General features: G+C 65.2%; 13 protein-coding genes and 2 pseudogenes. 6 read left to right on the top strand and 9 right to left on the bottom strand.

Features of this window, described 5'->3' with window-relative positions; translation table 11 throughout:
* The first annotated feature begins 476 nt into the window (after positions 1-476).
* From H3V53_RS05760 to H3V53_RS05780, 5 genes are all read left to right on the top strand, one after another.
* Positions 477-1,367, top strand: a complete 891-nt coding sequence (locus tag H3V53_RS05760; RefSeq protein WP_336597129.1) for an SMP-30/gluconolactonase/LRE family protein — start codon at positions 477-479, stop codon at positions 1,365-1,367.
* Positions 1,368-1,526: 159 nt separating this feature from the next.
* A complete protein-coding gene (locus H3V53_RS05765) occupies positions 1,527-2,534 on the top strand; it encodes a LacI family DNA-binding transcriptional regulator (protein WP_336597252.1) in 1,008 nt (335 codons plus the stop codon).
* A gap of 75 nt (positions 2,535-2,609) precedes the next feature.
* Positions 2,610-3,791, top strand: coding sequence for a fumarylacetoacetate hydrolase family protein (locus tag H3V53_RS05770; RefSeq protein WP_336597130.1), 1,182 nt, complete (start codon positions 2,610-2,612; stop codon positions 3,789-3,791).
* Positions 3,792-4,289: 498 nt separating this feature from the next.
* Positions 4,290-5,198 (top strand): hypothetical protein, encoded by a 909-nt coding sequence (locus H3V53_RS05775; protein ID WP_336597131.1) that lies wholly within the window; start codon positions 4,290-4,292, stop codon positions 5,196-5,198.
* A gap of 142 nt (positions 5,199-5,340) precedes the next feature.
* The gene (locus H3V53_RS05780; RefSeq protein ID WP_336597132.1) at positions 5,341-5,781 is read left to right on the top strand and encodes a PRC-barrel domain-containing protein; all 441 of its coding nucleotides are present in this window, start codon (positions 5,341-5,343) and stop codon (positions 5,779-5,781) included.
* Between the two features lie 144 nt (positions 5,782-5,925).
* Here H3V53_RS05780 and rpoD read toward each other — a convergent pair whose 3' ends face one another.
* The 9 genes and pseudogenes from rpoD to H3V53_RS05825 all read right to left on the bottom strand — a co-directional run bounded on the left by rpoD (position 5,926) and on the right by H3V53_RS05825 (position 16,925).
* Positions 5,926-7,923: an RNA polymerase sigma factor RpoD gene (rpoD, locus tag H3V53_RS05785; protein WP_336597133.1), complete on the bottom strand. Its 1,998-nt coding sequence runs from the start codon at positions 7,921-7,923 to the stop codon at positions 5,926-5,928.
* 322 nt (positions 7,924-8,245) lie between these two features.
* A complete protein-coding gene (locus tag H3V53_RS05790; RefSeq protein ID WP_336597134.1) occupies positions 8,246-8,407 on the bottom strand; it encodes a hypothetical protein in 162 nt (53 codons plus the stop codon).
* A 327-nt stretch (positions 8,408-8,734) separates the two neighbouring features.
* Positions 8,735-9,040 (bottom strand): RNA-binding protein, encoded by a 306-nt coding sequence (locus H3V53_RS05795; protein WP_336597135.1) that lies wholly within the window; start codon positions 9,038-9,040, stop codon positions 8,735-8,737.
* An 8-nt stretch (positions 9,041-9,048) separates the two neighbouring features.
* Positions 9,049-9,828: an enoyl-ACP reductase FabI gene (gene fabI / locus H3V53_RS05800; protein WP_054920429.1), complete on the bottom strand. Its 780-nt coding sequence runs from the start codon at positions 9,826-9,828 to the stop codon at positions 9,049-9,051.
* Between the two features lie 2 nt (positions 9,829-9,830).
* Positions 9,831-11,012, bottom strand: coding sequence for an acetate/propionate family kinase (locus tag H3V53_RS05805; RefSeq protein WP_336597136.1), 1,182 nt, complete (start codon positions 11,010-11,012; stop codon positions 9,831-9,833).
* 9 nt (positions 11,013-11,021) lie between these two features.
* Positions 11,022-11,972 carry a phosphate acetyltransferase gene (locus H3V53_RS05810; protein ID WP_336597137.1) on the bottom strand — a complete coding sequence of 317 codons (951 nt, stop codon included), beginning with the start codon at positions 11,970-11,972 and terminating at the stop codon, positions 11,022-11,024.
* A gap of 98 nt (positions 11,973-12,070) precedes the next feature.
* Positions 12,071-14,355, bottom strand: a pseudogene (locus H3V53_RS05815) (DUF3141 domain-containing protein).
* A 424-nt stretch (positions 14,356-14,779) separates the two neighbouring features.
* Positions 14,780-15,934, bottom strand: a complete 1,155-nt coding sequence (locus H3V53_RS05820; protein ID WP_336597138.1) for an acyl-CoA dehydrogenase family protein — start codon at positions 15,932-15,934, stop codon at positions 14,780-14,782.
* 100 nt (positions 15,935-16,034) lie between these two features.
* Positions 16,035-16,925, bottom strand: coding sequence for a hypothetical protein (locus H3V53_RS05825; protein WP_336597139.1), 891 nt, complete (start codon positions 16,923-16,925; stop codon positions 16,035-16,037).
* A 225-nt stretch (positions 16,926-17,150) separates the two neighbouring features.
* Between H3V53_RS05825 and H3V53_RS05830 the strand changes: the two are divergent.
* A pseudogene (locus H3V53_RS05830) lies at positions 17,151-17,872 on the top strand (sulfite exporter TauE/SafE family protein).
* Positions 17,873-17,926 lie beyond the last annotated feature (54 nt).

The following is a 17,926-nucleotide window of genomic DNA, read 5'->3' on the forward strand; positions in this document are numbered from 1 at the left end:
CATCGCTTGGACAACGGCGTCCCACGGTCTGGTTTTCGAACCGGACGGTCGGGACGCCGTTTGCGTTTACGCTCGCGCGGTCGCCACGTTCTATCAGGCGACCCCGCGACACCAATCTCATGGAGAGGGAATGAAGCAGCGCATTTCGGCCTGGATCGAGTGCTTCGCGCGCGACACGACGCCGGCAGTTTCATCGGCAAGCGACGACACGGACGCCTTGCGTCATAGCGCGAGCACGCGTCCCGAACGCCTCAGGGACGATCGCGGCGCGCGTTCGCGAATGCGTCGCAGCGGCATTCGCAGAGGGGGCCGTGCGAGTTGACAGGGACCGGCGATGCGTTGCCGGCGAGTCAGCTATCGAAGCAGGATCCGCCGGGTGCTGACGCTGCCGCGCGCGCGAATGTCTGCTACTGTTGACCGATCCGCGCGCTGCGTCGGGCGCGCGGCCCCACCGTTCATCGCAGAGGATCGTCATCATGCAGACGTTCGAATGTGTATTGCCTGCCGCCGCCGCGCTCGGTGAATGCCCGCGCTGGGACGAACGCCGCGCGAAGCTGTGGTGGGTCGACATTCAGGCGCCCGCGTTACATGGCTTCGATCCGAAGACGGGACAGGACACCTCGATTGCGATGCCCGAAAACATCGGATGCTTTTCGCTGACAGAGGACGACGGATTCATTGCCGGCATGCGCACGGGCATCTATCTGCTCGATGCGAAAGGCAACGTGGTGCGCAAGCTGTGCGCGAACCCCGAGAACCCTGCCGCGAGCCGCTTCAACGATGGCCGCTGCGACGCGCGCGGCCGCTTCTGGCTCGGCACGCTCGACGAGCCGAAAGCGGGCAACGCCGCCTCGCTGTACCGCTATGCGAACGGCGCGCTGACGAAGATCGACGCGGGCCTGCTCACGTCGAACGGCATGGCGTTCAGCCCGGACTATCGCTGGTGCTACCACTCCGACACGCCGCGCTTCACGATCTACCGTCATCCGTACGACATCGGCAGCGGCGAGGTCGGCCCGCGCGAAGACTGGGTGAAGTTCGAGCCGACGCCGACGGATCGCGGACGCCCCGACGGCGCGTCGGTGGATAGCGAAGGCTACTACTGGTCCGCGCTGTACGAAGGCGGGCGCGTGGTGCGCATTTCGCCCGAAGGCAAGGTCGTCGAGGAACATCATCTGCCCGCGCGCTGCCCGACAATGTGCGCGTTCGGCGGCGACGACCTGCGCACGCTCTACGTGACGACCGCGCGTCAGGGGCGGCCCGCGCAAGAGATCGAACAGTATCCGCAATCGGGCGGCGTGTTCGCGATGCGCGTGTTCGTGCCGGGCCTCATCGAAAAACGCAGCGCATTGCGCGTGACGGACTGAGCGCGGCGCTCACGTCGATCGCCGACGGCGGGTGCGCGCGGTGCCGGTATGATAGGCGCCTGTTCACGAATCCGACCAGGGCCGATCAGCATGTCGAGCACTTCACGCGGCGCGAAGCGCGCCATCGAATCACGCGGCACGCTTGCCGGCCCGCCGCGCATGGCCGATGTCGCGGCGCTCGCAGGCGTATCGAAGATGACGGTGTCGCGCGTGCTGGCGGGCACCGGCGTCGCGCCCGCGACCCGCGAGCGCGTGCAGCAGGCCATCGACGAACTCGGCTACGTCGCCGATGCCGCGGCGGGCGCGCTGTCGTCGGGACGCTCGGCGTTTGCCGCCGTGCTCGTGCCGTCGCTCGCCAGCTCCAATTTCTCCGACACCGTGCGCGGCCTGACAGCCGCGCTCGAACCGCACGGTCTGCAACTGCTGATCGGCGATACCGACTATGACCTCGAGCGCGAAGAGCGGCTCGTGCGCTCGATGCTGCGTCATCAGCCGCGCTGCATCGCGTTGACGGGCGCGCAGCATACGGCTGCGACGCGCGAATTGCTGGTGCGCTCGGGCGTGCCCGTCGTCGAGATGTGGGATCTGCCCGCGTCGCCGATCGATGCCGCAGTCGGCTTTTCGAATACCAAAGCGGCGCGCGAGATGGTGCGCTATCTGTGCGAGCGCGGTTATCGGCGCATCGGCTTCATCGGCGGCGCGAGCGAGCTCGACAGGCGCGGACTCGAACGGCTCAAGGGCTATCAGCAGGAAATGAAGGCGCGGGGCATGAGCGAGCGCGTCGTGCGCCTGGGCGAATCGCCCATCACGATGAGCCACGGCGCGCCCGCGCTCGACAAGCTGCTGCAGCAATGGCCCGATACCGACGCCGTGATGTGCGTGAGCGACATGTCGGCATTCGGCGCGATCATGCAGTGCCATCGGCGCGGGCTGTCGGTGCCGGGCGACATCGCCATCGCGGGCTTCGGCAATTTCGAAGTGGCCGCGTGCTGCACGCCGACGATCACGACGATTTCCGTCGACGCCTACGGTATCGGCGCGCACACGGGCGAGACGCTGCTGGCCGCGCTGGCTGCGAGCGATGGCAACGGCGCCGGCAAGCCGGCGCGCGCGTCGCTGCGCAAGCGGGTGATCGAGTACACGGTGATCGCGCGCGAAAGCGCCTGATGCGCGCGTCGAGCCCTTCTTGCGCCGTGATACCATGATTTTTTGTTACCGATAACGAAATCGGAGACTCGCGTCATGACCGCATCGACCGACATGAACTATCTTCCCGCCGACCTCGACCGCGCGCTGCTGATCGGCCGCGTGTGGCGCGCCACGGGCGGGCACGAAGGCCCGAGCGTGGTGGCCGTGCGCAACGGCGAGGTGTTCGACATCACGTCGAGCGCGCCGACCACGGCCGATCTGTTCGAGCGCGACGATGCCGTGGACGTCGCGCGCAACGCGCCGGGCGAACACCTGGGCAGCGCGGCGCAACTGGTCGCGGCGAGCCTCGCGAACGACGCAGCCGCGAACGTGCGGCTGCTCGCGCCGTGCGACGTCCAGCCGATCAAGGCATGCGGCGTCACGTTCGCCGTGAGCCTGATCGAGCGCGTGATCGAAGAGCAGGCGGGCGGGGACCCCGCGAAGGCCGAAGAAGTGCGCGAGACAATTGCGACGGTGATCGGCACGGACCTGTCGAAGGTCAAACCCGGCTCGGAAGCGGCAGCGCGACTGAAGGCGGAACTCGAGCGGCGCGGCGCGTGGTCGCAATACATGGAAGTCGGCATCGGCCCCGATGCAGAGGTGTTTTCGAAGTCGCAGGCGATGTCGTCGGTGGGGTTCGGCGCCGATGTCGGTTTGCTCGCGGCCTCGACATGGAACAATCCGGAGCCGGAAATCGTGCTGGCCGTGAACAGCCGCGCGACGATCGTGGGCGCGACGCTCGGTAACGACGTGAATCTGCGCGATATCGAAGGGCGGTCGGCGCTGCTGCTGGGCAAATGTAAGGACAATAATGGATCGTGTGCGATCGGTCCGTTCGTGCGACTGTTCGATGGCGATTTCACGCTGGATTCCGTGCGGCGCGCGAGTGTGGCGCTGCGGGTCGAAGGCGCCGATGACGGCTTTCTGCTCGAAGGCGTGAGCCATATGTCGGAGATCAGCCGTGATCCCGCCGATCTCGTCGCGCAGACCTGCGGCAAGCATCATCAATATCCCGACGGCTTCATGCTGTTTCTCGGTACGATGTTTTCGCCGATCAAGGACCGCGACACGAAGGGCGGCGGCTTCACACATCATCTCGGCGACGTCGTGACGATCTCGACGCCGCAGCTCGGCGCATTGCGCAATACGGTGCAGCTAAGCACGCAGATCACGCCGTGGACCTTCGGCGTGCGCGCGCTGTACGCGAATCTCGCGGCGCGCGGGCTGCTTGCGTGAGCGCGCGATAACGCCTTCGCGGCTTCATGCCGCGCATCGAAAGCAGCAAGGTTTGCGGACGGGCTGCGCCGTTGCGCAAACTCGATCGATTGCGATGAGCCATTCATCCGTCGCGCTTATTTCTTTCGCCGCCTGAATTTCCACGCGAAAAGCCTAAAGGCGAGCCGTGGCGGGTCGTTATACACGGAAGGGCACACGGAGCAATCCGGCGACGCGAGGCCGTCACGCATGCGTCGATGGTCTGGCGGGCAAGACCCGGCAGTCGATTGGCGTGTTTCCGATCAAACAAGTAGAAGGTCGCATCGAGCGCCCGCGTAGTGACAGCGCGACATACGCCAGGTGCTTCCGTGCCTGGCGTTTTTTTTGTCCGGCTGCGCGCGATGGCGCTGCGGGCCTACCCAATCCCGTTGACCGAATACGCTTAGAATCGAGCTGAAACGGACCGCGTTCGACGCGGCAAGGCGCAAGCATAGCGCCCATTACAACGGAGAGGATGTTGTGCAATTTCTGAATCGCACGGTTGCCTGGGTCAATCGCATGATGCCGCCGCTATGCATCGCATTGGCGCTATCTGCCGCGAGCGGTACGCAGGCGGCGACCCAATCGGGGACGCAATCGGGGACGCAATCGGCGACACAATCGGCACCCCAGCCGGCACCGAAACCGGCATCGAAATCCGCAACGAACCCGGCCACGCAAGCCAGCGAGACAAAAACGTCAAACGAAGCGCAAGCGGCGAGCGCGACAGCAACGCCCGATCACGTCACGCCCGATGACCCCGTCAAGCTGCGCGACGCGCTCGCGCGCCAGATGCCTTCCGGCGCGACGCATTCGCTAACCGATCGCATTCGCAATCTCGCGCGCGAGCCGTTCGACCGTATCGTGCGCGGCCACGCCGCGACGACGGAAAACGGACAGCGAACGTTTCTGTTCATGATTCCCGCGCCGCACGGCATCCTGTATCGCGCGAATACGGACATGCTGAGTGTGAACGTGCCGCTTGCGGGCGACGAACATCCCGACACGATACTGCTCTACCAGAAGATCGAAGGCCAAAGCGGTCGCGGTCTCGTTATCGCGCCCGATGCAAAGGCAAAAGGCTTCATCCAGAAGATCGATTCGATTGAATTGCGGACCGGCGGCAAAACGAAGACCACGGCGCGGGGGCGCCTGAAGCTCTCGCAAGCGAGCTTCGAGCAGGCCGACGACAACTTCGCCATCGTGCTGGTCTGCACGCTCGAACCGCCGTATCTGAGCGAGACGCGCGAGCACAGCGACCCTACCGATGAAGAGCCCACCGACATCACGCGCCGCACCTCGACGCTGCACGCGAATGTGCAGGCCGTGTGGCTCGTCAATCAGAAGGACGGCACGGTGCTCGCAAAGGGATTGCGGCTCGCGAAATAGGCGCCGCCGACGCACGTCGCCGTGCATTCCCTAAAACGGCGCACGTACCCTTGTGCGACTTTTTCTTTCTGATGAGGTAATGTAGAGCGCTCCTTACAAGAAGCGGCAGTTCCTCGCAACATTTCACATCGGAGAATAAGCTATGAAGGCAAAGTGGGCAGCGGTTCTGATCGCGGTATCGACGTTCGGCGTGATCGGCAACCAGGCAAACGCGCAGGTGGCAGGTTCGCAGACCATCGGCGTGAGTGTCGAGCAGGAAGCGATCATCATCAACGGCTGGAGCGTGAAGAAGAGCCTGCTCGGCAAGCCGGTCTACAACGAACAAGGACAGAAGGTCGGGGTGATGCACGACATCATCATTGCGCCGGACAACGCGTCTTCGTTTGCGATCGTGGCTGCGCACCAGTTCCTTGGCGTCTCGCAGCATGATGTGGCTGTGCCGCTGTCGCAGATCGACTATACGAACGGCAAGCTCGTCTGGGCAGGCGCGACGAAGGATGCAGTCAAGGCAATCCCGGCGTTCCAGTATGCGAAGGTTCGCGCCACGCCGATGGCACGCAAGGAATACAGCGAGCATCACTGAGCGGCGGGGTTCGACGGCGCATGCGGTGTTCGTATGCCCGTCTGAACGTCGAGCAAAAAAAAAGCGCGGCAGCCTGTTGGCTGCCGCGCTTTTTTGTAGCAAGGCCGCGCGCGCCAGGCGGCGGCCTTGTACATCAACTGCGGATCAACTGCGTTCGAGGAACGGGCGCAGCTTGTCCGCACGGCTCGGATGATTGAGCTTGCGGATCGCCTTGCCTTCGATCTGGCGGATACGCTCGCGCGTGACGTCGAACTGGCGGCCCACTTCTTCGAGCGTCAGTTCCGATGCCGTATCGATGCCGTAACGCATGCGCAGCACCTTCGCTTCACGCGGCGTCAATGCATCGAGCGCTTCGTCGATTGCGCGGCGCATGTTCGCGTGGATCGCGGCGTCGGCGGGCGACGTTGCCGACGTGTCCTCGATCATGTCGCCGAGCGTCGTGTCGGCATCTTCACCAACCGGCGAATCCAGCGAGGCCGGATTCTTCGCGATCTTCAGGATGCTGCGGATCTTCGCCTCGGGCATGTCCATGCGCTCGGCGAGCACCGAAGGATGCGGCTCCTGGCCCGTCTGCTGCACGATCTCGCGCTGGATGCGATTCAGCTTGTTGATCGACTCGATCATGTGAACGGGCACACGAATGGTGCGCGCCTGGTCGGCGATCGCGCGCGTGATGGCCTGACGGACCCACCACGTCGCGTACGTCGAGAACTTCCAGCCGCGGCGGTATTCGAACTTGTCCACGGCCTTCATCAGGCCGATGTTGCCTTCCTGGATCAGATCGAGGAAGTGCATGCCGCGATTCACATACTTCTTCGCGATCGAAATGACCAGACGCAGGTTCGCTTCGATCATCTCGCGCTTGGCCTGGCGCATCTTGCCTTCGGCCGAACCGAGCTGCTTGTTGATCTGCTTGAGCTGTTGCAGCGGCAGCGCGATCGATGCTTCGATGTCGACGAGCTTTTGCTGTTCCGACTGGATGGCGGGCAGGTGACGCTCGAGCGCCGGGCCGTACGTCTTCGACTTCGCAGCCGTGCGCGTCGTCCATTCGAGATCGGTCTCGTGACCCGGGAACGATTCGACGAACGCTTCGCGCGGCATGTCGCAGCGGTCCACGGCGATCGACAGGATGTTGCGCTCGATCGCGCGCACCTGCGCGACCTGCGCCTGCACTTCCGCGCACAGACGGTCGATGGTCTTGGCCGTAAAGCGGATCGGCGTGAGTTCCTGCTGGATCGACTCGCGCAGGTTCGCAATCGCGGTGGCGCGGCGCTTGTCGGTCACGGGCATGTCCGGCACGCTCGCGAACAGGTCGCGCACGCGCTGGAAGATCGCGAGGCTGTCGGCCGTCAGCTGTTCGAGGCGAGCGGCGTTGGCTTTTTCGCCGCCGTCATCCGACAGGTCGCCGTCATCGTCGTCCGAGTCTTCGTCCGATGCGCTCGCGTCGAGCTCTTCTTCCGCTGCCGCTTCGGCGGCTTCGTCGTCGAGCTCGGCGGCTTCGTTCGGATTGCTGATGCCGTCGACGAGTTCGTCGATACGGATCTCACCCGCCACCACGCGGTCGACGTCCGCCAGAATGGTCGAGATGATCGACGGGCACATCGCGATGGCTTGCACCATGTCCTGCAGGCCGCCTTCGATGCGCTTGGCGATTTCGATTTCGCCGGCGCGCGTGAGCAGCTCGCTCGCGCCCATTTCGCGCATGTACATGCGCACGGGGTCGGTCGTGCGGCCGAATTCGGAATCCACGGTGGACAGCGCGACTTCCGCTTCTTCGTCCGCCTGATCGTCCGTGGCGGCGGCCGACGGGCCGTCGTTCAGCAGCAGCGTTTCCGCGTCGGGCGCCGTTTCGTACACCGAGACGCCCATTTCGCCGAACGTGCTGACGATGGTTTCCATCGCGGCTGTCTCGGTGAAGTTGTCGGGCAAGTGGTCGTTGATGTCGGCATGCGTCAAATAGCCGCGCTCGCGGCCCAGCGCGATCAGCGCGCGCATCTGACGTTGACGCTCTTCAGCGAGGGATTCCATCAAGGCGGCGTCTTGCGGCACGGCGGCGGGTTGCGCCTTTGCCTTTGCGGCGCGCTTGGGCGCCTTCGCTGCGGTCGTTTCGAACTGGGAGTTGTCCCGGTCAAGCTTTGCCAATACGTTCTCCTCGGCAGGCTGTTTCGCTTCCCCGCGCGCGCACGCGCGGCAGGCAGCATGACCTGTCGGATCGTGAGGGAGGGCGGGGTGTTGCACGAATCGATCGACCCGGAACGATGCGCTCGAGGTCATCTGCACGACCCACGGCAACAAGCCTTTGGTGGGTTTGCAGGACAGTCTCTGCGCAATGCTTCCGTGTCATGCCTTCCAGTTAGGACGCAATTCGACGCGTGCGGAAAAGTGAATCTGCGAGTATAGCAGGAAAAGTGATGCGGTGCACCACTTTATACGTTTCGGGATGCGCCGCGTTGGTGCAGCACGCTCAGCGATTGCGGGACAGATCGGAAGCGACGACTCCCGCGAGCGCCGCCATCAGCAGGCAGCCGACCGTGAGCAGCGTCTTCGCGACGGCGACAGACACGTGCTCCGGCCCGACCACCGCGAAAATGCCCACCAGCAGCCCGGCCACCGACAGCGCGAACATTGCCCAAGGCGTTCCGCCGTGCCTCGCGGAGTCCTTGTGCATGGCGCAGGGGTGATCGTGCGCGCGTTCCCGTTTTGCGGCAGTGGAGGGTGTCGTCACGGCGGGGGCGTTCGACGATGATGAGATTGAACTCATCTTATGCGATGCATCGTTCATTTCGACTACGTGTGTTTTTCGAATCGGGCGAGAAAAGGCAAGCGGCTGCTGGCGTGCCGTGCAAGATCCATCATGCTATGACATAACGGCAGCGACGTCAGAGCAGGCACGGGCGCGGCGCGCAGAAGTACAACGTTTCCAGAGAGGAAACGGTTTACAGGCGGCGGTCGATCAGGCCCGGTTCAGTGAAGGTGTTCTTGTTTGCCGGCGCGCCTCGGCCGCTTCGCTGACGTCCCAGAACGACAGCACCTGCACCGACAGCCTGCAGCGATGCCAGTACATGCCGTGCAGACGGCGCCGGAGGTTGTTGAGCGTGGTCCAGTTCGCGCCCTTGATCGAAACGAGCGCGGCGGGATGCTCGTCGGCCGCGCCGACCAGGTCGATGTCGCGGCAATCCGCGTGCGAGTAGCGGAACACGAGCGCCTTGATATCGTCGCAGGTCGCTCTGGGCGGAAATCCGCTGATGAAGAGTTTCATAGCGCCGTCTAGCCGATGATGCTGACTCCGCCGTCGACGAAGATCGTGTTGCCCGTCATGCGCCGCGCGTACGGCGTCGACAGGAACGCGCATGTGTAGCCGACGTCCATGATGTCGACCAGTTCGCCAATGGGCGCGCGTTCGGCGGCTTCGTTCAGCAGCAGGTCGAAGTCCTTCAGGCCCGACGCCGCGCGTGTCTTGAGCGGCCCTGGTGAGATGGGGTGCACGCGGATGCGCTTCGGCCCGAGTTCGTGCGCGAGGTAGCGGCACGACGCTTCGAGGGCGGCCTTCACGGGACCCATCAGGTCGTAATTTGGCACGACGCGCGACGCGCCGAGATAGCTCATCGCGAACAATGCGCCGCCGTCGTCCATCAACGGCGCGGCAAGGCGCGCCATGCGGATGAACGAGTGACACGAGATGTCCATCGCAATCGAGAACCCCTCGGGCGAACTGTTCAGCAAACCGCCTTGCAGGTCTTCTTTCGGCGCGAAGGCGATCGAATGCACCGCGACGTCGAGCCGTCCCCACGTGGCGCGGATCGCGTCGAACGCGGCTTCGAGCTGGCCGGGCTTCGACACGTCGAGCGGCAACAGCAGCGACGCGCCCAGCTCCTGGGCGAGCGGCTCGACGTAGGCCTTCGCCTTGTCGTTCAGATACGTGATGGCGAGTTCCGCGCCGAGTTCGCGGAAAGCACGCGCGCACCCGTACGCAATCGAATGCTCGTTGGCGATGCCGACGATCAGCACCTTGCGTTGATCGAGCGGCTTGCCCGTTGGTGTGTCCATACTCAGCCCTCCAGCTGGCGCAGCGCGTGCCGCGCGATCATCAGTTCTTCGTTGGTGGGGATCACCCACACGTCCACGGCGCTTGTCTGATCGCTGATGCGTGGACCGTGCCGTTTGTTCGCCTCGTCGTCGATCGATACGCCGAGCCACGCAGCCAGCTCGCACGCGCGCTTGCGCACCGGGTCCGCGCGCTCGCCGATGCCCGCCGTGAAGACGATCGCGTCAAGCCCGCCGAGCGCCGCCGCGAGCGAGCCCAGTTCGCGCGAGATCCGATAGCAGAACAGCTCGACGGCTTCGGCGGCCCGCGGGTCGGTGCTGGCGAGCAGCGTGCGCATGTCGCTCGAAATGCCCGATACGCCGAGCAGACCCGAACGCTTGTACAACAGCGATTCGATCGCCTGCGCATCCATCTTCGCTTCTTCCAGCATCCACAGCACGACGCCGGGATCGAGGCTGCCCGAGCGCGTGCCCATCACGAGACCTTCGACGGCCGTGAAGCCCATCGTGCTCGCGACGCTCCTGCCGTTGTCGAGCGCCGTCATGCTCGCGCCGTTGCCCAGATGCAGCACGACGGTCTTGCCCTTGGCCGCGCGCTCGTCCGTGCCGGGCAGCACGCTCGCGATGTACTCGTACGACAGCCCATGAAAACCGTAGCGCCGCACGCCGCGGTCCGTGATGTCGGGCGGCAGCGCGAAGCGCGTTGCGACCGCGGGCTGCGTGTGATGGAACGCGGTGTCGAAGCACGCGATCTGCGGCAGCTGCGGGTTGCGCGCCATGATCGAGCGGATCGCCGCGAGGTTGTGCGGCTGATGCAGCGGCGCGAGGGGAACGAGCGCTTCGAGTGCCTGCAGCACCTGGGCATCGACGCGCACGGGCGCCGAATACGTGGCGCCGCCATGCACCACGCGATGGCCGACTGCGAGCAGCTTCGCGCGGCCTTCGTTATGGCTGCGCAGCCAGTCGAGCAGAAACGCGATCGCGTTGTCGTGGCCGAGCTTCTCGCCTTCGGGCCAGCGCTTGTCTTCGATCACGTCGCCGCTCTGGCGCTTCACCGTGAAGCGCGGGTTCGTGTAGAGCTCTTCGAGCTTGCCGCCCGCGATCGGTTCGAGTTGCGCGCCGTTCGCTTCGAATGCATGAAACTTGATGCTCGACGAGCCCGCGTTGATGACGAGGATGACGTCCATGCCGGGCCCTCAGACGATCGCGGAAGAGGGTTGCTCGCGCCGCGCGAGCGCCACCATCGACGCCACCGCGCACGATGCGAGCCGTGTGAGCAGCGAGTCCGCGCGGCTAGTGAGAATGATGGGCACCTTCGCGCCGAGCACGATGCCCGCGGCATCGGCGCCCGCGAGAAACGTCAGACTCTTCGCGAGCATGTTGCCCGCTTCGAGATCGGGCACGACGAGCACGTTCGCGCGGCCCGCGACGGGCGACTCGATGCCCTTGATCTTCGCGGCTTCGGCGCTGATCGCGTTGTCGAGCGCGAGCGGCCCGTCGAGAATGCCGCCTTTGATCTGCCCGCGGTCGGACATCTTGCATAGCGCGGCCGCATCGAGTGTGGACGGCACTTTCGAGTTGACCGTTTCCATCGCCGACAGGATCGCGACGCGCGCGTCCGGGAAGCGCAGTGCGCGTGCGAGGTCGATGGCGTTCTGCACGATATCGCGCTTCTCGTCGAGCGTCGGCGAAATGTTGACGGCCGCATCGGTGATGATGAGGGGATCGTCGTGGCCCGGCACGTCCATGATGAAGCAGTGGCTCACGCGCCGTTCCGTGCGCAGGCCCGTGCGCGCGACGACGGCGCCCATGAGTTCGTCGGTATGCAGCGAACCTTTCATCAGCGCCTGCGCGCGGCCTTCGTGCACGAGCTGCACGGCGCACTCGGCGGCGGCGTGGCTGTGCGGCGCGTCGACGATGGGTAGATCGTCCAGATCGAGCTTGCCTTCCAGCGCGGCCGCTTCGATCTTCGCGCGCGGACCGACGAGGATCGGCGCGATCAGTTTCAGGCGCGCGGCTTCGACGACAGCCGACAGCGAATCGTGATCGCACGGATGCGCGACAGCCGTCGGCGTCGGCGGAAGCGTCGCGGCGAACGCGACGAGACGCTCGTATTTATCGCGCTTGTGTTCCCGCTGCTGTTCCATGTGATGAGCCCTCGTAGATGAACCGATCCGGGTGCCTGCGTTGCGCGGCGGACGGTTGCCGTCTGCGCGCGCAACGGGACGCGAGTGTCATGCGAGTGTCATTCGACCTGCTGACGCGCGGGTTCCGCGCGCCGCGACGTTTTCTTCTTCGAAGCCGATTCGAAAATCGTCAGCACGCGGGCGAGATCGGCGCGTTCGTGGTCGTCGAGGGGCAGCATCGTGCTGAGCTTGTCGATGTTGCGCGCGGCCGTGCGGATGTTGTCGGGCGGCGCGCTCGCGAGCAGGCCGGGCAGGGCGTCGATCGCGGCGTCGGCGTCGAGGCGCAGCAGCGCCGCCTGCTCGCGCAAGACATGCTTGAACGCCAGAATGCCCTGATCGGACAGCGTGCTCAGCATTTCTCGCGCGAGGTTGAAGCGCCGTTCGTCGGCTTCGCCGTGCGTGCGCTTCACGTAGAGCGTGCGCGCACGCTCGCTTCGAGCAGGCCGCCTTCCGTCATGTCGTGACGCAGACGCTCGTGCTCGGCGACGATCGATGCCTCGCGCTCTTCGGTGCCGCCGGGCTCGGTCAGCGCGGCGTTGGCCTGAGTGTCGCCGGGCGGCGGCAGGCCCGCGAACGACTGCAGCCACGGCGTGCCATAGACCGTTTCGAAAAGCTGCTCGACGGCGGCGTCGCGCATGTCGCGATAGAAATCGAGCGATGCAATGACGGCATTGGACATGGTCGTCTGCATCTGCCAGAACGGATTGTCCGCGGCGACGGGCGCGCGCGCCGCTTCGACGCTCTGCGCCGCCTGCGCCACCGACGACGCGAACGGATTGCGATCCGACCACGATTCATAGGTCACGCGCAGCGGATGCAGCTTGCTGGCGAAGTCGGCTGTCCACGGCGCCACGCATGCGCGCACCCACGGCTGCATGAAGGTGCGGTACAGGCCGAGATTGAATTGCGACACATAGGCGGCCGTCGCGAAGCGCCGGTCGCTTTCAGGGTCCGGCTGCACGATGTCGCGCACGTCGGCGAGGGTGCGCGGCGAAATCGACAGCACATACTGGCCCTGCACGAGGTCCGCGTATTCCGTCGCTTCCGTCTTCGCGCCCATGTGCGCTTCGTAGAGCCCCGACGGCAGCATGTCGATCAGATCGATATTGCTAACGAATTCGCGGTGCTCTTTTTTCCCCGTGCTGCTCGACACGAAAATGCCGAGATGGCCGATGCTGTCGTGCGTCGCGTAGACGATGGTCTGATCGTGTCCGGTCAGATCGGCGTCGCTGCGGTAGAGGTCCGTGATCCAGCCGAGCGCCTGCGGCGGCGGCGTGATGTTGTCGCCGTACGAGCAGAACACGACGATGGGCGAACGGATGTTGCGCAGATCGAGCCGCACGCCGTCGGACATCACGATCTCGCCGCTCACGAGCCGGTTGCCGACGAACAGATTGTCGACGATGTACTGCATCTCGCCCGCGTTCAGGAACACATGGCCGCCCCAGTACTTTTCGAAGCCGAGATAGCGCGGCCCCTCCGTATCGATGCTCGCGTACAGGTTGTACTGCTTGGTCCAGAGCGTGTTGGCGGGGTTCAGGTTCTCGAAGTTCTGCACGAGCCATGCGCCGTCGAAGCGTCCGTCGCCGAGGTCGCCCGTGAGCGCCGTGAGCCACGAGCCGCCGAGCATGCCGCCCGAGTAGCGCATCGGGTTCTTGCCGCGCCAACCCTGCCAGTACGACACGGGCGCGCCCGCGACGATGATCGGGCCGAACAGGTCGGGGCGCATCGCGGCCGTCATCAGGATCTGCCAGCCCGCCTGACAGTTGCCGATCACAGCAGGCTTGCCGGGACTGCCGGGATGCAGTTCGATCACTTTTTCGAGGAACGCGGCTTCCGCGTGCATGACGTCTTCGACCGTTTGTCCCGGCACGGGATCGGGCAGGAAGCCGACGAAATAGCACGGATGGCCGGCGCGCAATGCGGCGCCGATTTCGCTGTCGCGCTTGAAGCCGCCGATGCCCGGCCCATGTCCCGCGCGCGGATCGACGACCACGAACGGCCGCAGCCGGCCGGGATCATGACCGTCGACGAAATCGCGGTCGGGCGCGAGGTCGTCGGGCGGCGGGATGCGCACGAGGCCATAGTTGACGGGACGCGGCAGCAGCCGTCCGTCGAGGACGAGGTCCGCGCCGAAATCGAGCACATTGGGCACGCGTTCCTGCAGGTGCGCCTGATACTGGTTCCCGCGCTGACGCATCACATCGGCGAACAGCACGCCGCGCTGCCATGCATCGACGGCGTACGCGTAGCCTTGCGCGACGAGGTTGCCGGGCAACGACGCGAGCGGCATTGGCGGAACAGAAAAGCTGGGCGAACCGGAGCTCGGTAGAGACTGATTCATGGTCGCTTGAAACTCCCTCAAAGAGTCGGCGCCACGCTCACCATGCGAATGCATCACGCGTACGCAACACGTACACGAAGCGCATCGGCGCAATGGACCGCGCGGCCTGAAACCAGGGCGAGACTGCAGCGCGCCTCACGATGAGGCGCGGCATCGATCAAGATCAGCGATAAAAATGGCAGCCGCGTGACGCGATGATGAATGCGGCCAAATGACACGCCACGGACACACGCCGCGCGTGCGCCCGACGCATGCGCTTTCTGCTGCGATGCGTCAACAACCCAGTGTAGGACGCGATGATTTATCTGGCAATGTGAAAAGCGCTGACTCGCGCAGTGGTATGAGTTAGATCAATCGATCGCGTGATGTGCGTATGTTGTTTGCGCGTAATGAGTTGCGAGTTGCGCGCGCGTTGCGCATGGATTCAGCGGCTCGCGTCGCGAATCATGTTGCGCGCGATGACGAGTTGCTGGATCTGCGTCGTGCCTTCGTAAATGCGGAACAGACGCACGTCGCGATAGAAGCGCTCGACGGCGTAGTCGGACACATAACCTGCGCCGCCATGAATCTGCACCGCGCGATCCGCGACGCGGCCGCACATCTCCGACGCAAACAGCTTGCAGCACGATGCCTCCGTCGACACGTCCTGTCCGTTGTCGCGGCGTCGCGCGGCATCGAGCACCATCGAGCGCGCCGCATAGATTTCCGCGCGGCTGTCGGCGAGCATGGCCTGAACCAGCTGGAACTCGGCGATCGGCTGGCCGAACTGCTTGCGCTCCATCGCGTAACGCAGCGCGTCGTCGAGCATCCGCTCTGCTACGCCGACGCAGATCGCCGAGATATGCAGGCGGCCCTTGTCGAGCACCTTCATCGCCGTCTTGAAGCCGACGCCTTCTTTGCCGCCAATCAGGTTTGCTGCGCTCACGCGGCAGTTCTCGAAGATCACGTCGCAGGTATGCGCGCCTTTCTGGCCCATCTTCCTGTCGGTCTTGCCGAGAGACAGTCCCGGCGTGCCCTTTTCGACGATGAACGCCGAGATGCCACCCGCGCCCTTGATGTCGGGGTTGGTGCGCGCCATCACCGTGTAGATACCCGCTTCCGGCGCGTTCGTGATGAAGCGCTTGGTGCCGTTGATCACGTAGTGATCGCCGTCGCGAACGGCCGTCGTGCGCAGCGACGCTGCGTCCGAACCCGAGCCTGGCTCTGTCAGTGCAAACGATGCGATCAGTTCGCCCGACGCGAGCTTCGGCAGATAGTGGCGCTTTTGCGCGTCGGTGCCGTCGACGATCAGTCCTTGCGAGCCGATGCCGTTGTTCGTGCCGACCAGCGAGCGGAATGCGGGCGAGGTCTTCGCGATCTCGAAGGCGGCGAGCACTTCTTCTTCCATCGTCAGGCCAAGGCCGCCGTATTCCTCGGGAATCGTCAGGCCGAACAGACCGAGTTCGCGCATTTCACCGACGATGTCGGCGGGAATTTCATCCGTGTCGGCGACTTCGTTTTCGGCGGGTACGAGACGCTCACGCACGAAGCGCGACAGCGAATCGAGAAGAATGGACAGTGTTTCCTGGTCGCGAATCATCGTGTTCCCTGTATGCAAAGGCGCGGTTCGCCCGTCATGCCCATGCCAGTGCGTGGTGTTGTTTATGCCGTCCGCTGTGCGGGCCCTCCATTTTGCACGATCACCACGTCGGGACCGACGGCTGCGCGCTGCGGCCCGGCGCGCCTCCCGGACCATACGGGTCGGGATTGCCGAAACGCGACATCGTTCCGTTGCTGCGGGCGCGGCTCAGTTCGTCGCGCACTTGCGCACGCGTTTTCGGGGCGTCGCCTGTCGCGGAGACCGCGGGCGGGGCGGGCGGCTCGGCAACTTGCGGCGCGGGCGCGGCGGTCGACGTCGTGGGCGGCTGCGCGGTTGCGGCCGCGCTCAGGATCGGCGCTGCGATCACCGGCTGCCGTTCGTCGTGCGTTTGAGCTGCAGCTGCGCCGACGGCCGCGCGGCCGCCGGCTGTCTGAAGATCTGTCGCACTGGTCGATTCGACATGGAGGGGCGCGGAGGCGGGCGCCGCATCGTCCTTATCCAGTGCTTGCATTTCATGCCGCGCGGACTTCGCTCGCGCATGAGGCGTTTTGATGGAGGCGTGCGCGTGCGCAGATGTGTTCGCCGCGCCGTGGTCATCGGCAGCCGTCTGCGCCGCCGTATCTCGCGTCTTCGTTTCGCGCGTCTTCGTTTCGCGCGCGGCCAGTTCGTTTTGCAACAGCAGCGCCTGCGGTTCGTCGCCGCGGATCGTCTGCACGGCATCGAGCAGCACGCGCGCGGAAGCGAGATCGCCGCGCTGGAGACTGTCGCGGACCGCTTGCAGCGTACGCATGATGCCGGCGCTGCGCGGATCAGCGACGGGCGCGTCGGGCATCACGGGGCGCGCGGCAGCCTGCATCACGCTGTCGGCGCGGCCGCCCGCATCCTTCGCCGCCGACTCGCGATTACCGAACTGCAGCCCGAGCGCGGCGAGCGCGAGCGCGCCGATGAGCAGTCCGCCTGCCACGCACATCCTGCTGGCTTCGCTCATCATCACGCTTCCTTTCGAGTCCACGTCGTGCATTGGACACATGCGTCGTCGGCCGATAATCCGCAGACGAAACCCGCACGCGATACGTCTATTCAATACGAGTTGTAGCAGCATTTGGATGCAGCGGCCCTGACGATTCAAAGTAAGTCGGGCGGTTTAATCAGACGTTCAGGCGAGGCGCCGCCATTTTCCAGTAGCATGGCGCCAACGCAACGGACGGGGATGCGCGTGGGTTATCTGTTGGTTCTGGCCGTCGGGCTCACGGCGGGCACGCTGAGCGGCGTGATCGGCACGGGTTCGTCGATGCTGCTGATGCCCGTGCTCGTGATGCTGTTCGGTCCGCAACAGGCGGTGCCCGTGATGGCGATCGCGGCGATCATGGGCAACCTGGGCAAGGTGCTCGCGTGGTGGCGCGAGATCGACTGGCGCGCGTGCGGCGCCTACTGCGCGACGGCCGTGCCGGGCGCGGCGCTCGGCGTGCGCACGCTGCTCGCACTGCGCCGCACGCCGTCGAGATCGCGCTCGGCCTGTTCTTCGTCGCGATGGTGCCCGCGCGGCGCTGGCTCGCGCGGCGCTCGTTGCGCTTCCTGCCATGGCACCTCGCGGCGATTGGCGCGCCTGTCGGCTTTCTGACGGGCATCGTCGTTTCGACGGGTCCGATCACGGTGCCCGTATTCATGGGCTACGGTCTCGTGAAGGGCGCGTTTCTCGCGACGGAAGCGGCCGGCTCGCTTGCCGTCTATGCCGCGAAGGTCGCAACGTTCGGCCACTTCGGCGCGCTGCCGCCGCACGTCGTGCTCGACGGGCTGATCGTCGGCTCGTCGCTGATGGCGGGCGCGTTCTGCGCGCGGCGCATCGTCGTGCGCATGAGTCCCGGCACGTTCAGGCTTGTCGTCGACGGGCTGATGGTGTCGTCCGGCTTGTCGCTGCTGTGGGCAGCGGGGCGTTGAGCCAGGCTTGCGTGCGCATGCGCATGTTCATCGAAGATCCGATTCAAGACAGCG

Source organism: Paraburkholderia bengalensis (assembly GCF_037126505.1).
GTDB classification, from domain to species: domain Bacteria; phylum Pseudomonadota; class Gammaproteobacteria; order Burkholderiales; family Burkholderiaceae; genus Paraburkholderia; species Paraburkholderia bengalensis.